Annotated in this window: 11 protein-coding genes, 1 tRNA gene and 1 pseudogene; 10 read left to right on the top strand and 3 right to left on the bottom strand. The window is 61.8% G+C overall.

Annotated elements, in window-relative coordinates; translation table 11 throughout:
• Positions 1 to 29: 29 nt before the first annotated feature.
• The 7 genes and pseudogenes from IPM84_07825 to IPM84_07855 all read left to right on the top strand — a co-directional run bounded on the left by IPM84_07825 (position 30) and on the right by IPM84_07855 (position 8816).
• The gene (locus IPM84_07825; protein MBK9092676.1) at positions 30 to 929 is read left to right on the top strand and encodes a R2-like ligand-binding oxidase; all 900 of its coding nucleotides are present in this window, start codon (positions 30 to 32) and stop codon (positions 927 to 929) included.
• 125 nt (positions 930 to 1054) lie between these two features.
• Positions 1055 to 2743, top strand: a complete 1689-nt coding sequence (locus IPM84_07830) for a DUF2207 domain-containing protein (GenBank protein ID MBK9092677.1) — start codon at positions 1055 to 1057, stop codon at positions 2741 to 2743.
• A 28-nt stretch (positions 2744 to 2771) separates the two neighbouring features.
• Positions 2772 to 3509 (top strand): carboxypeptidase regulatory-like domain-containing protein, encoded by a 738-nt coding sequence (locus tag IPM84_07835; protein MBK9092678.1) that lies wholly within the window; start codon positions 2772 to 2774, stop codon positions 3507 to 3509.
• Between the two features lie 340 nt (positions 3510 to 3849).
• On the top strand, positions 3850 to 5814 hold the full coding sequence (locus tag IPM84_07840; protein ID MBK9092679.1) for an APC family permease: 1965 nt from the start codon (positions 3850 to 3852) through the stop codon (positions 5812 to 5814).
• A gap of 22 nt (positions 5815 to 5836) precedes the next feature.
• Positions 5837 to 6496, top strand: coding sequence for an NAD-binding protein (locus IPM84_07845; GenBank protein MBK9092680.1), 660 nt, complete (start codon positions 5837 to 5839; stop codon positions 6494 to 6496).
• 1 nt (position 6497) lies between these two features.
• Positions 6498 to 7190 carry an NAD-binding protein gene (locus tag IPM84_07850; protein MBK9092681.1) on the top strand — a complete coding sequence of 231 codons (693 nt, stop codon included), beginning with the start codon at positions 6498 to 6500 and terminating at the stop codon, positions 7188 to 7190.
• A gap of 126 nt (positions 7191 to 7316) precedes the next feature.
• Positions 7317 to 8816 (top strand): annotated as a pseudogene (locus IPM84_07855) (beta-galactosidase).
• A gap of 1666 nt (positions 8817 to 10482) precedes the next feature.
• On the opposite strand, the gene IPM84_07860 reads toward IPM84_07855, so the two are convergent.
• Positions 10483 to 10555 (bottom strand) — tRNA-Lys (locus tag IPM84_07860).
• 105 nt (positions 10556 to 10660) lie between these two features.
• Positions 10661 to 11449 carry a hypothetical protein gene (locus IPM84_07865; GenBank protein MBK9092682.1) on the bottom strand — a complete coding sequence of 263 codons (789 nt, stop codon included), beginning with the start codon at positions 11447 to 11449 and terminating at the stop codon, positions 10661 to 10663.
• Positions 11450 to 12134: 685 nt separating this feature from the next.
• Here IPM84_07865 and IPM84_07870 point away from each other — a divergent pair.
• The 3 genes from IPM84_07870 to IPM84_07880 all read left to right on the top strand — a co-directional run bounded on the left by IPM84_07870 (position 12135) and on the right by IPM84_07880 (position 15046).
• Positions 12135 to 12761 carry a metallophosphoesterase gene (locus IPM84_07870; protein ID MBK9092683.1) on the top strand — a complete coding sequence of 209 codons (627 nt, stop codon included), beginning with the start codon at positions 12135 to 12137 and terminating at the stop codon, positions 12759 to 12761.
• 54 nt (positions 12762 to 12815) lie between these two features.
• Positions 12816 to 13373, top strand: coding sequence for an LOG family protein (locus tag IPM84_07875; GenBank protein ID MBK9092684.1), 558 nt, complete (start codon positions 12816 to 12818; stop codon positions 13371 to 13373).
• Between the two features lie 224 nt (positions 13374 to 13597).
• Positions 13598 to 15046 (top strand): proline--tRNA ligase, encoded by a 1449-nt coding sequence (locus IPM84_07880; protein ID MBK9092685.1) that lies wholly within the window; start codon positions 13598 to 13600, stop codon positions 15044 to 15046.
• A gap of 198 nt (positions 15047 to 15244) precedes the next feature.
• Here IPM84_07880 and IPM84_07885 read toward each other — a convergent pair whose 3' ends face one another.
• A complete protein-coding gene (locus IPM84_07885; protein MBK9092686.1) occupies positions 15245 to 15634 on the bottom strand; it encodes a nucleotidyltransferase domain-containing protein in 390 nt (129 codons plus the stop codon).
• Between the last annotated feature and the right edge of the window lie 51 nt (positions 15635 to 15685).

Below are 15685 nucleotides of genomic sequence, written 5' to 3' on the forward strand. Positions count from 1 at the left end.
CCGCAAATCAACCACGGAAACTCGATCTCATGAACCACACAACGTTCGCCACAACCACACGCGGCCTGCACCGCGACCTTCCGCCCATGCGCCTTTTCGAAAAAGCCAAGCGTTTCGGCGTCTGGAACCCAAGTGACATTGACTTCAACCAGGACCGCCGCGACTGGCTCACCCTGGCGCCCGATCAGCAGGACATTCTCCTGCGTCTCACCTGCATGTTCCAGGCCGGCGAAGAGGCCGTCACGCTCGACCTGCTGCCGCTGCTGATGGTCATCGCTCGCGAAGGGCGCCTGGAAGAGGAGATGTACCTGACCACCTTCCTGTGGGAGGAGGCCAAGCATACCGACTTCTTCCGCCGCTTCCTGGACGAAGTGGTGCAGCGCAACGACAACCTGGAGCGTTTTCACACCCCCGCTTATCACACCCTCATCTACCAGGCGCTGCCCGCGGCCATGAACGCCCTGCTCAGTGATCCGTCGCCCGCGGCCCAGATGCGCGCCTCCGTCACCTACAACATGATCGTGGAAGGGGTGCTGGCAGAAACCGGCTACCACGCTTACTTCACCGTGCTCAAGCAGCAGGGCCTGATGCCGGGTCAGGTCAAAGGCATTGGCCTGCTCAAGCAAGACGAATCACGCCACATCGCCTACGGCGTCTATCTCATCTCGCGCCTCTTGGCGCAGCACCCTGGCCTGTGGCCGATTGTGGAAGACACCATGAACGACCTGCTCCCCCTGGCGTTGGGCGTCATCGGCGACACCTTCGCCAGCTACGACCCCGTGCCGTTTGGCTTAACGCTCGACATGTTCACTGACTACGCGCTCGGCCAGTTCCAAAAGCGCATGGATCGCATCGAACGCGCTCGCGGGGCCACCCTCGATGAAGTCATGGCCGCGACGCACAGCGCCATCGAACAGGACAACGCATGAACTTGTAATGACAGTATCAGCCAGGCGTCAGGCAGCATTCTCCTGGATGTGCTACAATTAGGATGGTTGCCTGCGCTGTTGGGGCGCCAGGCATATCCCCCGGTCACAGCAACGGAGAGTGAGCTATGCGTACCCGTTTTGCGATTTTCATCATCGGTTTGTTGATTCTGGCCGCGGCCGCGCCCGGCGTCGGAGCCGCCAAATCGTACCGCGCGGAGCGCTTCGATGTGGACATTGTCGTCCAGGAGGATGGCGCGCTGCTTGTCACCGAGACGGTGGTCTTCCGCTTCAGCGGCGACCCCTTCACCTACGTCTACCGCGATCTGCCGACCAGCTACACCGACAGCATCACGATCGTGAGCGCAGGCATGGACGGCCAGACCCTGCCGCCCGGTGAGGACGCCGGTCAGGTTGAAATTGACGGTGGTGACACCATCAACGTGCGCTGGCATTTTGCGCCCACGTCAGACACCGCGCACACCTTCGTGTTGGTCTACCGCGCGCTGGGCGTGATTCGCATGAATCCAGAGGCCGACGTGCTGGCCTGGCAGGCGCTGCCCGACGATTATGAGTACACCATCGCCTCGAGCACCGTCACCGTGAGCTATCCGAAGGCCATCCAACGCGTGGCGGTCCCCCGCGTTACCGTTGGCGAGGCCAGCGTGGAAACAAGCGACGGCCAGGTGCGCTTTGTGGCGCAAAACCTGGAGCCAAATTCGCACCTGATCGTAGAACTAGGCTTTGCGCCAGGCAGCCTGGTCACACAGCCACCGCAGTGGCAGGCCGTTGAAATCGAGTCCAACCGCCTGGCGCAGCCCCTCGCCCTCGCATCGGGAGCTTTGACCCTGCTCGGCGTCGGCGCGATCATCGCCTACGTGCGACGCTTCCGCCGTCCCTCTGCCTCGCCCGTGGAGGCAGACATGCGCCCCACAGCGCCGCCGGGGTCTCTACCACCCGCGCTGGGCGGCGCCATCGGCCATGCCGGCGGTTTCGCGCCCGGTTGGGATCAGGCCCTGGCCACGCTGTTCGATCTGAGCAGCCGCGGCGTTGTGCAGATCGAGGAGTCGCCCGAAAAGAAGTGGCATCGCCGGCATGATTTCGTTTTCCGCCTGCAATCCATGCCGTCCGACCTGCGGCCATTCGAGCAGGCCGCGCTCGACCTGGTGTTTTCAACTGGCGCAGACAGGCAGACCAGTGTCAAACTGTCGGCGCTGCAGAGCTGGATTTCCTCGCGGCTGAAGGCTTTCAAGGAAACGCTCAAACAGGATGCTGCGAACCGGGGCTGGTTCGACCCGGGCCGTGAGCAAATCAGGCGCGGCCTCTTCATCGCTTCCGGCCTTCTCTTTGGCGTGCTGCTGGCCTTTGCCTGCCTGGTGGTGACCGCCGCCAACCCGATCTGGGCCTTCATGCTACCGCTCATAGCGCTTGGCCTGGTTGACCTGGCGCTACTCATTGCGGGCAGCGTCGTTTCGCCGCTGTCGGAGACCGGCGCGGCCGAGCGCCGCCAATGGGAGGCGTTTGGCAAGTATCTGCGCCGCATCACTGAGGATAAGGAACCGGTCAACCTGGCCGGCGCGTTTCAGACGCTGCTGCCCTGGGCCACCGCGTTTGGCTTGCTCAAGGACTGGGTAGATTTCTTCCAGAAAAAGGGCGACTTGACCGTGCCGGCCTGGTTTGCGCCCCTGGCCAACACGGCGGACGGCAGTGAAATCGCCATTTTTGCCGCCATGACCCATTCGGCCAGCTCGGCAGGCGCCAGCGCCGGGGGCGCCGGGGGCGGCGCGGCCGGCGGCGGCGGCAGCGGCGCGGGATAAGATGCAGGACAAAAGGAGATAGGGTTCAATGCGTAAATTTATCGTGTTTTGTCTTTTCATACTCACCGGCAGTGCTCTGCTGATTCTAACCGCGTGTGCGCCGGTGATGACGCAAGCCACGCGCGAGGTGCCGCCGCTGCCCCCCACGTTGGACCCAAACCCCTTGCCGGCCTATGTCGTGCCTGCGCAGGCTGATCTCATGCGCAAGCTCGACCTGCCGTCTACCGAGGTGGTTGCCAGCACGGTCGAGACGGTGGACTGGCCCAATTCCTGCCTGGGTCTCATGAAACCCGAAGACGTGTGCCTGGAAGTGATCACGCCCGGCTACCGCATCATTTTCCACACACCCAAGGGCGATTACGCGTACCACACCGATCGCAGCGGGCAGAAGTTCCGCACGGCCGGGTTGCTGCCAGCAGGAACGCCCAGCCCGATCGCCACGCCTGCGATCATCAAGCCAGGCGACAGCGGAATCGAGGGCCTGGTGACCATCAGCCCCACCTGCGGCGGGCCGGTGCGCCCAGGGCAGGACTGCACCGCGCCCTACCAGGCCAGCATCACCGTGCTCGATCAGGCTGATCGGGTCGTTTCCCAGGTCAGCTCTGATGCGGAGGGACGTTTTCGCCTGGCGCTGCCTCCGGGAAACTACACCCTGCGACCAGAAAAGCCCGCCAAAGGCATCGCCCGGGCCGCGGATGTAAGCGTCACCGTCGTCGCGGGACAGGTGACCACAGTCGAGATTACCTACGACAGCGGGCTGCGCTAGGATTTTTTGCCACGAATGACACGAATTTTCACGAATTGTTTTTTCGTGTCAATTCGTGCAATTCGTGGCAGAGAGCGTCAGGATTCTCTTGCCACGAATTTTGCCGATTTTCACGAATCGAGTTTCTGCCTTCGTGTCAATTCGTGCAATTCGTGGCAGAAGTTACGGATTCCTGCGCGCCCGTTTTCACCTTTGTGTAAAAAGTGAGTATAATGAGGTTGTGTCTGCGCCACAGCGGGCGATGATGTTCGCGGGCACAACAAAGCGTGCGTCAGCGGGGCGCCTGAATGCTTAGGCGCCCATTTCAGTGCAAAGGACAGCAGCAAAGCCGATTCTTTCTATGCCGATTATCGAAGAAAACACAAAAACAACGGTTCTACACCGACCGGCGACCTTCCAACCGCCGCGGACATGGCGCACCTGGCTCTTTGGCAATCCACTGTCCACTGCGGATGCTCCCCATCAGACCATCAACAAAAAAGTGGGCCTTGCTGTCTTTGCGTCCGATGCCCTATCATCTACAGCGTATGCCACGCAAGAAATTTTGGTCATTCTGGCTGCAGCAGGAACAGCCGCATTTGGCTATGCTTTCCCCATCGCGCTGGCCATTGTGGGACTCCTGGTCATCGTCACTCTGTCCTACGAACAGACCATTCACGCCTACCCTGGCGGCGGCGGCGCCTACATCGTCTCGCGCGACAACCTGGGCGAACTGCCCGCGCAGATCGCCGGCGCCGCACTCCTGACCGATTACATCCTCACTGTCGCCGTCTCTGTCTCGTCTGGCGTTGCGCAGATCGTCTCAGCTTTTCCTGGCCTGCTCAGCTATCGGGCCTACCTGGCAGTTGCACTGGTTGCGTTCGTGATGTTGATCAACCTGCGCGGCATCAAGGAGTCCGGTTCGGCCTTCGCCATTCCATCTTACTTCTTCCTGACGATGATGGTTTTGACCGTCGGGACCGCCATGGTACGCTACCTCGGCGGCACCCTGGGGATGGTCGTCAACCCGCCGCCCCTTGAGATGCTGCATGAAACTCAAGCCATCGGCCTGTTCCTGATCTTACACGCCTTTTCCAGCGGCACAACGGCGCTCACCGGCGTCGAAGCCATTTCCAATGGCACGACCTCCTTCAGGGAACCGCGCAGCCGCAACGCCGGCATCACCTTGCTCTGGATGTCGGCGATTCTTGGCACGCTGTTTCTGGCTATCACCTTCTTCAGCGGCAAAATCGGCGCCATTCCGTCAGAAACGGAAACGGTCATCTCCCAGTTTGCCCGAACCGTGCATGGAGGCCAGGGAGTTCTGTACCTGCTCACGATTGCCGCCACCACCATCATCCTGATTATGGCAACCAATACGTCGTTTGCTGGCGCGCCCAGTCTCAGCGCACTGCTGGCCGTAGATGGCTTTGTACCACGCCAACTGGCGTTTCGCGGCAGCCGCCTGGTCTATTCCAACGGCATCGTCGCCCTGGCCTTCATCGCATCGGCACTCATCCTGATCTTCAACGCCAGCGTCACCGGGCTGATTCCACTCTACGCCATCGGCGTCTTCTTGTCATTCACCCTCTCGCAGGCCGGCATGGCCCGCCGCTGGTACAAGATCGGCCGCTTGCAGCCGGACCAGGAAGTGCGCGAGCGCGGTTCGTTGTTGCACTTCGACCGCCGCTGGGCCATGAAGATGGTCATCAACAGCTTTGGCGCCCTCTGCACCGCCATCGTGATGCTCGTTTTCTGCATCACCAAGTTCCAGGATGGCGCCTGGCTGGTGCTGATCCTCATCCCCATCCTGGTCGTCCTGTTTGCCCGCATCCATCATCACTATCAGGACCTGGCCCAACGCCTGTCGCTGGAGCGCTACGGCGCCGCACCCCGCACCGACCGTCGTCATCGCGTGATCTTGCCGGTGAGCAGCGTCCATCGCGGCACCCTGAACGCGCTCAGCTACGCGCGCACGCTGTCCAACGACATCACGGCCGTGCATGTCTCCATTGACCCGGACGCCGTGGAAAAGGTCAAACGCAAATGGGAGATCTGGGGCGGAGGCGTGCGCCTGCAGATCATTGATTCCCCCTATCGTCTGCTGATCGAACCGATGATGGACTACATCGCCACCATCGCGGCGCAGCGCCAGCCAAACGAAATCATCACCGTGGTGGTGCCGCAGTTCGTCCCGCGACACGGGTGGCAAAACTTACTGCACACGCAAACCGCCTGGTTTTTGCGCCAGGCCTTCCTTTCTCAGCCAGGCATCGTGATTACCGATGTGCCCTATCAACTCGATCGGGACGAAACCACACTTTAAGCAGGCAATAAGAGGCAACATCATGAACGTCGTTGTCGTCGGTTGTGGCCGTATGGGTGCAGAACTCGCCTACCGACTCTACCAAAATAAATCTCAGGTCACGGTTGTGGATCAAAGCGGTGAGGCCTTTCTCAACCTGCCGCACGATTTTCGGGGCCGCATGTTAGAAGGCGACATGCTGTCCAGCGACATGCTCAGCCGGGCCGGCCTTGACGGCGCCCAGGCCCTGGCTGCCGTCACCAGTGCTGACACCATCAACGCCGTCATCGGGCACGTGGCGCGCACCGTCTACCACATTCCAAATGTCGTCGTGCGCAACTTCGACCCGCGCTACCGCCCCATGCACGAGGCCTTTGGCCTGCAGATCGTCAGCTCCAGCAGTTGGGGCGCGCAACGCATGGAAGAGATGCTGGCCCCCGGAGCACTGCGCACTGTTTTTTCAGCCGGCAACGGCGAGATCGAAGTCTATGAAATGCTGGTCCAGCAGGCTTGGGATGGTCGAGCCCTGCGAGACCTCGTGCCAGGCGGGCAGTGCATGATCGTCTCCCTGACCCGCGCCGGCCGCGCGACGCAGCCCGCGGTAGATACTCCTCTGCGCATGGGCGACATCCTGCACCTGAGCGCCACCCAAACCGGTATCGAAGCGGTGCGTCAGCGCCTGGCGGCACAGGGAGAAAAATAACATGTTTGTTTTAATTGCCGGGGGCGGTCGCACCGGCACTCAGTTAGCCACACTGCTGTTGGCCCAAAACCATGACATTCGTCTCGTCGAAAGCCGTCCCGACATCCTGGCTCGTATCCATCGTGAGCTGCCAACCGAAGCCATCTACGAAGGCAAAGCAACCGACCCGCAGATCTTGGAGCAGGCCGGCATCGAGCGCGCCGATGTGGTCGCGGCCGTCACCAACAACGACGCCGACAATTTGACGCTCTGTTTCATGGCGCGCTCACGCTACAAAGTTGGCCGCACCATCGCGCGCGTCAACAACCCGCGCTCAGCCTGGCTCTTCGATCAAAAGTTCCATGTGGACGTGGCTCTCAACGCTGCCGAAATCCTCTCCGGCCTCATCGAGGAAGAAATGTCGCTCGGCGACATGATGACGCTGCTCAAGCTGCGCCGCGGCAACTTTGCCATCGTCGAACAGAAAGTGCCGGTCGGCGCCAGGGCGCTGGGCATCGCCCTCAAGGACCTGGCCCTGCCGGAGCACTGCGTCATCGCGGCCATTGTGCGCCACGGTGAAATCGTCCTGCCGCGCGGCGTCACTGCGTTCGAAGTGGGCGACGAGGTGCTGGCTGTCACCGACTCCCAGGGCGCCCAACAACTGGCCGAACTACTGTCATCGCCCGGCAACGGCAACGGCAAGCGCCAGGCGTGAAAGAGCGCATAGTGCAAAGTGCATAGTACATAGTGCTGAATGAGAGAGAGGCGCTTACGGCAGGTCGTCGCAGCCCCTTTGCACTTTGTACTTTGTGCTTTGTACTTTGTCCAAGAGGTCAACCGCATGACACACGTCGCCTGTTCCCGCGATGGCATCACGCTGGACGGCCGGCCGTTTTACCTGCTGGCCGGCCAGGTTCACTACTTTCGCTATCCCCGAGCCGAATGGCGATCGTTGCTCTTGTCGGCGCGTGCAGCCGGACTCAACACGATTGATTTCGTCATTCCCTGGAATCTGCATGAGCCGCAGGAAGGGCACACCGATTTCAGCGACATGGCCGACCTGCCGGCATTCATGGATCTGTGTCACGATCTCGGCCTGAAGATCATCGCCCGCCCCGGCCCCTACATCTGCGCCGAATGGGAAAACGGCGGCATCCCCAACTGGCTGGCGGCCAAGCCCGGCATCGCCTACCGCCTGGACAACCCGGCCTTCCTGGACGCGACGCTACGCTGGTTCGACACCCTGATCCCGCTGTTGGCCGACCGCCAGGCCGACCGCGGCGGCCCCATCATCCTCGTCCAAATCGAAAACGAACACTGGGCCTCCGGCGTCTACGGGCACGACGGCCATCAGGCCACCCTGGCGCAGGCGCTGAACGAGCGGGGCATCACCGTTCCCCTCTACACCTGCATGGGCGCCATGCCCGGCGTGGCCGAGTTCCGCAATGGCTGGACCGGCCTGGACCGCAAGCTGCAGGAGACCCGCCGCGCCTGGCCTGACAACCCCATGATCGTCAGCGAGTTATGGAGCGGCTGGTTCGACAACTGGGGCGCCAGCCGTCACAATGGCAAATCAGCGGCCGGGCTGGATGCTCGACTACACGAATTGACAGCCGTCGGCGCCAGCGGCCTCAGCCATTGGATGTGGGCGGGCGGCACCAACTTCGGATTCTGGGGCGGACGTACCGTGGGCGGCGACACCATCCACATGACCACCTCCTACGACTACGACGCGCCCGTGTCGGAATACGGCGAGCTGACCGCCAAGTATTTCGTGGCCCGGCGCCATCACCTGTTTCTGGGCACCCTGGGATCAACGCTGGCCCCCCTGCTGGTCGCGGCCGCTGCGGGCGGGCCGCGCGTCGTGGGCGCCAAAGCGGTGGCGGGCCGCGCCGGCGGCGGCGGCGAACCGCTGCGCAGCGTGCGCAACGGCGAATTCGCCGCAGCCTATTTGCGCAATGACACCGCGGACCGCCAGGTCTACCAGGTTTTTCACAAACTCACCGCTACGGACGCCAACCCCGTTCACCTGGCGGTCGAGGTCGAAGCGTTTGCGGTCAAACCGCTGTTCATGAACCTGCCCCTGGCCGACAGCGGATTGCAGTTGCGCTACCACACCGGCCGCATCCTGGGCTTCTGGCGCTGGCCTGACCAAGATGTGCTGGTGATCTACGGTTGCGCGGGCGAAGTCGGCCGCCTGGCGCTTGCAGAAATCCCCAATGCCGCGACCCCAAACCACGGCGTGACCGGAAACGGGCCGCGAGACTGGGAACTACACGAAGAAACGCACGGCGTCACCTGCCAGATCGTTGCCCGCGAGTTACGGGTTGAATACTGGCTACACGAAGCGCCGACTGTCCTACGCGCCACACGCCCATCGTCGCCCAACGCCACGAAAACGCTGACCGTGATCCTGCTGACGCAAGCCTACGCCGAACGCTGCTGGCCTGTGGGCGAATCGGGTTTCCTGCTCGGCCCCCAAGTCGTCACCGAGGGTGTGCTGGACGCCGACGGAACCCTGCGCGCCCGGCTCGATCCGCGCGGCAGCCAGCCGTGGTATTGGGTCGCCGCAGATGGCCGCATCAGTGAAATGTCGCCCGCTCAAGGTCCGCAGGCGTTGCCGCCGACCGCGGCGCCGGCGCTGGGCGCCTGGGAAAGCGCAACCTGCCTGGAGTTGGAAATAAACGAGGGCTGGCAGCCGCTGGGCAATCCGGGCGTAAATGCGCCCAACGCGCATGGCTACGCCTGGTATCGCGGCCGTTTCCAGGCAGCGCAGGCCCAGGTCACCACCCTGGCCGCGCCTGGCCTGGCCGATCGCGGGCATCTGTTCGTGGATGGCGCGTTTGTCGGCGCCTTCGGCGTCGGGCCAGACGGTCCGACGCTCGCCCTGCCTCTGACCCTGACGCCCGGCGCGCATGACCTGCGTTTACTGGTGGATGACCTGGGGCGCTTCAACTACGGCAGCGGCCTGAGCGAGATCAAGGGACTGACCGACACCCTCTACCTGGGCGGACAGCAGGAAGAGATCACCAGCGGCTGGACGGCCCTCTGGCAGGAGGCAGCCTTCGCCGGCGAGGCGCTGGCCAACGCGCGTCCGGCCCACGTGCGGCCGGATGCCCGCGACGTTGACCTGGCACACTTTGCACCGCCCGAGGGCGCGGGCAGCGACATCTGGCTGCTGCGCGAGCTGCCCGCGCCGGCCGGGCGACGGGCGCTGCTCTATCTGACCGGGGACCGTAATCCCGGCGCGCTTTTCATCAACGGCCAGCCGCTGATCCGTTTCAGCCGGCATTTTGGCGGTGGTTTCTTCAAGTTCGATATCAGCGAGCGGCTGCAGCCAGACCGCGCCAACGTCATCGCCCTGCACATTCGTGACTACGCCGGGCAGCCCTGGCGCGCCTGGCTGCTCACCTACGACGCCGACCAGGCGCTGGACGCCGTGTGGGAATACCGGTCCGGCGTTCACCCGGCTGTGTTCGCCGGTACGGGCGTTCCAGGTCAGCCGCGCGCAGACGAGCCGCACGGCGCCTGGCGGGTCACAGCGACCGCCGCGCCCCGTCTTCTTCCGCACCCGCTTCGCCTACGACCCGACCCTGCACGGCTTGGGGCCGTTCAAACTGAGCCTGGGCAGTCTGCGCAAGGGGCATCTGTGGCTCAACGGCCGCAGCCTGGGGCGCTACTGGCAGATCGGCCCGCAGGAGTTCTACAAAGCGCCAGCCTCCTGGCTGGCGGCCGCCAACGAACTGCTCATCTTCGAAGAAGAACAGGGCACGCCCGCCGGCGCCCGTCTATGGCCCGAGACCGCGGTCGCGGCGCGGGAGTGGCGCGCGAGGGTGGAATAACCGCAACGAGCGATTGAAATCGCGCCTGATGGGCGTACCGCGGGGCCGTAGGATTAGTACACGGATCAACACGGATTCACACTGGCAGTCGGCGCCAGGTGACTGAGCAGTTACAAAAAAACGATCAACTGACACAGGTTCAGTTGATCGTTTTCGCGTGTCTTATGAGTCCAGCTGGAATCGAACCAGCGACCCGCTGATTAAAAGTCAGCTGCTCTACCTATTGAGCTATGGACCCTGGGAGTGCGCCTCGCAAATTATAGCACCGCGTTCGCGCAGTGTCAAAACCCTGCGCAAACGCGGCGCCAAGAACCTTTCGGAGGTTTGCGGACGAGATGCAGCCTTACGCAGGCATCATCTCCGAGTTGTGCAGACGGGCGTCAATGCTCTGCAGCACGCCAACGCGGTTGCCGTGTGCGCGCTCGTACTGCGCAATCACCGTCAACTGGGCCGTGTTCAGGCTATCCATCTTGGCGGTTATCTGCTCGACGGCCAGGTCATCGTAGTCGGCAATCGGCATCGCCTCGATGCGCCGCGTCAGCTCACGAAGCACCGTGGCCCGCTTGCCCACGGACGCCTCGAAGTCACGAATGGCCTGCATCTCAGTGACCGTCAGGTCGGCCAGCTTGTTGACAATTTCCTTGACATTCAGCTTGGCGTAGTTGGCAAGCGGCAGGTGCTGCATGGTCGTTTCATGCAGGTTGGTCACCTGCTCCTCAACCTTGCTCTCTAGCTGATCAATTTCCTCGACCAGATTCTGCACCTTGGCGCGCGTCGGCACTTCGATGCGCGCGACCAGGTGCTTGACCCGCCCCTCCAGGTCGTCTTCCGCTGCTTCGACGCGCTGGCGACCTTCCTTCCAGTAATGACGCGCTTCCTTCAGCGCCCAATCCTCCATCTCCTGGCCACGCTTGACCGATCTCTCATAAAAATCGGTCGTCCATTTGATGAGGTCCGCGACAGCATCCTGGGATGTACCCACGGTGCCGAAGCTCACCAGCAACGCCTTGTGGCTGCTATCGCGCACATCGTGCGTCGCGGTGCCACTCCACTTCTTGATGGTTTCCTGCGCATCGTGCATGCGCGTTTCCGCCTGCTTGCGCACATTCTCGAGTCTCGTCATCTCAGCCATGATTGGCCTCCCTTTGTCATTTCTCTATCACAACACATCCCGTCAGCCTAACACACTGCCCGACAAGAGCGGGTCTGGTTATCTTTCTTTCGATTCAATCCTCTATGACGCATTGCGTCATAAGGCATTATAGCACACCGCTTCACAACTGTCAATCGCGTGGCACGCCTTTTTTTGGACGCTTCGCAAACACGCCACGCGCCGTCGCGGCTACATCAGGACGTAGATATCCTCTTCATGCACCAGGGCACGATAGATGGTTGCCGGCTTGGCTGTCCTGGGATAGTTTTTCTCCTTATTCTTGTGACGCACTGCGTCATAAACATTGTAGCACGGGACGCGATGGCTGTCAAGTGCAAAACTGAAGGCCCTCGTCCAGCAGTTCCAAATGTAGCACACATTCAACCACAAAGAAACGGCAGATCAGACGCAAATCGGCAACTTCTCTGCGTTCTTTGTGATCTCTGTGGTAAAAACCAGGCTACATTTGGAACTACTGACCCTCGTCGAAGGGCGTTGACACCCATGGTCGTTTATGGTATACTCGCACCCCTGACCGCGGCGGGACGGGGACGGGTCTTGATCGGTTTGCGAGGAGACAGCTCGACGTTCTGGTAAGTGCAGCAGCCTTTGCCCGCCGCTGACAGAGACCGGGTTTTAATGACCCTGAACCCAGTGCAGGCCTATGCGCATTTTGGTTGTCAGCGATGAAGTTGAGCCGCATCTGTACGGCCCGGGAGCATTCAAGCTACAGAGCACCACAGATGTTCTGATCAGTTGTGGTGACCTTCCATTCTATTACCTGGAATACCTGGCTAGCACCCTGAATGTCCCCAGCTATTTCGTCTTTGGCAACCACGGCTTCGAGTTGGAGCAGCGCGCCGACGAGGTCGGCATTGCGCAGCCCCGTGTGGGCACCAACCTGCACGGCATCACCGTCAACGAACATGGCCTGTTGCTGGCCGGCCTGGAAGGATGCATGCGCTACAACCCCAGTGCGTGGTTCCAGTACAGCGAAAACGACATGTGGCTGCAGGCGTTGAACCTGGCGCCCCGGCTGATGATGAATCGCCTGCGTTACGGGCGCTATCTTGATGTGCTGGTGACCCATGCGCCGGCCTTTGGCATACACGATCAGCCCGACCGGGCGCACACCGGTTTCAAGAGTTTTCTGTGGCTGCTGCGCACCTTTCGCCCGCGCTACCTGCTGCACGGCCACATTCATGTGTACAATCGTAATCAAGTGGTGGCGACACGCTACCATCAGACCGATGTCATCAATGTCTACCCGCACCGGGTCATTGAGGTTTGACAAAGGCTGCAGCAGAAATCTGGCAAGCAAAGCAACAAGGACCGACAAGTTCGCATGGATACACCGACAACCGTTACCATTTTTGGCAGTTCACGCTGCGTGGCCGGCGCGGCTTGTTACGAAGAAGCACGCCTGTTGGGCAAACTTCTGGCGCGGGCCGGTTACGCCGTGGCCACCGGCGGCTACAATGGCACCATGGAAGCGGCCAGTCGCGGCGCGGCTGAGGCCGGCGGTCATGTCATCGGCGTCACCTGCGATGTGTTCGAACGCCATACCACCAACGCCTGGGTGCATGAAGAACGTCGCACGGCTGATTTGATGCAGCGCATGACCGCCCTGGCCGACGCAGGCGATGCCATCGTCGCGGTGATGGGCGGCGTCGGCACCCTGGCCGAGGTCACCTACGTCTGGAACCTCCTCCAAATTGGGGCGATGACCCCGCGCCCCTTCCTGCTCCTGGGCGACGCCTGGCAGCCGATCATCGGCGCCATCCTCGCCCACAGCCATATCGGCTCGTCGGTCGCGGCCCTGGCCGAAGTCGTCGCCTCGCCCCAGGAAATCCTCACCCGCCTGCAAGCCACCCTCCCATCCCCGCCTCGCCCCCTGGCGTAGCGCCTGGCGCACGCACGGGGGGCTGCACAACTTCATCTCGCAAACACTCACGCCGTGTATGGCATTGCCCTGCACTTCACACGTTGCGCTTTATGCTCTCTGCGTTTTCTCCGAAAACGCATTGCACTTTGTACTTTGCACTTTGTACTTTGCACTTTGCACTTTGCACTCTGCGCTTTGCGCTTTGCACTCTGCGCTTTGCACTTAATCCAAGGAGTTTCGTCATGGCAGAAGAACTACGCATTACCCCGCGCGGGGAAGACTACTCGCGCTGGTACACCGATGTGGTGCTACGCGCCGACCTGGCCGATTACTCGCCGGTCAAAGGCTGCATGGTCATCAAACCCTACGGCTACACCCTGTGGGAAGCCATCCGCGATGGACTGGATCGCCGTTTCAAGGAAACCGGTCATCAGAACGCCTACTTCCCGCTCTTGATTCCCATGAGCTTTCTGCAAAAAGAAGCCGAGCACGTGGAAGGTTTCGCGCCCGAGCTGGCCGTGGTGACGCACGGCGGCGGCAAGGAGTTGGAGGAGCCGCTGGTGGTGCGCCCCACATCCGAAACGATCATCGGCCACATGTACGCACAGTGGATTCGCTCCTACCGCGACCTGCCGGTGCTCATCAACCAGTGGTGCAACGTGGTGCGCTGGGAGATGCGCACACGCCTCTTCTTGCGCACCACCGAGTTTCTGTGGCAGGAAGGACACACCGCGCACGCCACCTACGAAGAGGCGGAGGCGGAGACCCTGCAGATGCTCAATGTCTACGCGGACTTTGCCATCAACGACGCCGCGATTCCGGTCATCCGCGGCATCAAGTCGGCGCGAGAGAAGTTCGCCGGCGCGGACAAGTCCTACACGATCGAAGCGATGATGGGCGACAAGAAGGCGCTGCAATCGGGCACGTCGCACAACCTGGGACAGAACTTCGCCAGAGCGTTCAACATTCAATACCTGGACAAGGCCAACCAGTTGCAGCTCTGCTGGACCACCTCCTGGGGCCTGAGCACGCGCATGGTGGGCGCCATCGTCATGACGCACGGCGATGACCAGGGCCTGGTACTGCCGCCGAAGTTAGCGCCGTATCAGGCGGTCATCGTGCCGATCTGGCGCAAGGAGCAGGAGCAGGTGCTGGTGACTGAGTCAGCCATCGCGCTGGAGCGAGAGCTGAAGGCCGCGGGTCTGCGCGCCAAGCTCGATCTGCGCGACAACTACTCGCCCGGCTTCAAGTTCAACGACTGGGAGATGCGCGGCGTGCCGCTGCGCATCGAGATTGGGCCGCGCGATGTGCAGAACGGACAGCTCGTGCTGGCGCGGCGCGACATCCCCGGTCGTGAAGGCAAACGCAGCATCGAACGGGCCGGCGCCGCGGCCACCGTTCAGCAAGCCCTCACAGAGATTCAAGCCAACCTGCTGGCGCGCGCGACCGCCTTCCGCGACGCCAACATCGTGGATGTCAGCTCGTACGGAGAGTTGAAAGAAGTGCTGGATGGGCCGGGCGGTTTCTGTCGCGCCTGGTGGGACGGCAGCAGCGAGGATGAGGACCGCATCAAGGAAGAGACAAAGGCCACCATCCGCTGCTTCCCGCTGGAACAGCCAGAGGGGAGCGGAACCTGCTTCTACACCGGCCGGCCGGCGGCGAAGGTGGCGCTGTTTGGGCGGGCGTATTGAGGGGGGAGAGACCGGAGATTGGAGATTGGCAATCGAAAATCGGCCAGAAAATCGAACATCCCAGGCTGCCCGACCTGGGATGTTCATCGAAAAGGAGGAGAAGAAAGAAGAGATTCACATCTTTGTTTGCTCGCTTGTTTCTGGTGTCAGAATAACACCGGGGAAGGCGGCAAACTGGACGCCAACCCTACGCTTTCCCTACGCTAAAATCAGTTCTTGTCCCTCCTTCTGTATAGATGCCTGCAGGCGCGGCGGAACCACCTCGAATTCGACCAGGTCGAACTCGAAGTTCGGATCGAGATCGAGCAGACGGCCCAGGGCGCGCAGGTAGAGGCGCTCGTTCAGGCCCCACACCGCCAGATCAATATCAGAGCGTTCGTGAAAGAACGCCGGCGTCAGGATGGAGCCAAACAACACCACACGCTGCGCGCCAAACTGTTGCTTGAGCAACTGACTGGCCGTTTGCGCCAGGGCCAGGGCGCAAACGCGGCGGGCTTCCACCGCAGCTCGTCGCGCCTGCTCGCGCTGTCGAGCCGTGGCCCGATAGACGGCCATTTTTTCGGGTGGAATTGGCAATCGTTGCGTCATGGTACCTCCGTGGTATTTTACCGCCATGATGGGCAACCAGCAAGGCGCGCA

This window comes from Candidatus Amarolinea dominans, assembly GCA_016719785.1.
Classification (GTDB): Bacteria; Chloroflexota; Anaerolineae; order SSC4; family Amarolineaceae; genus Amarolinea; species Amarolinea dominans.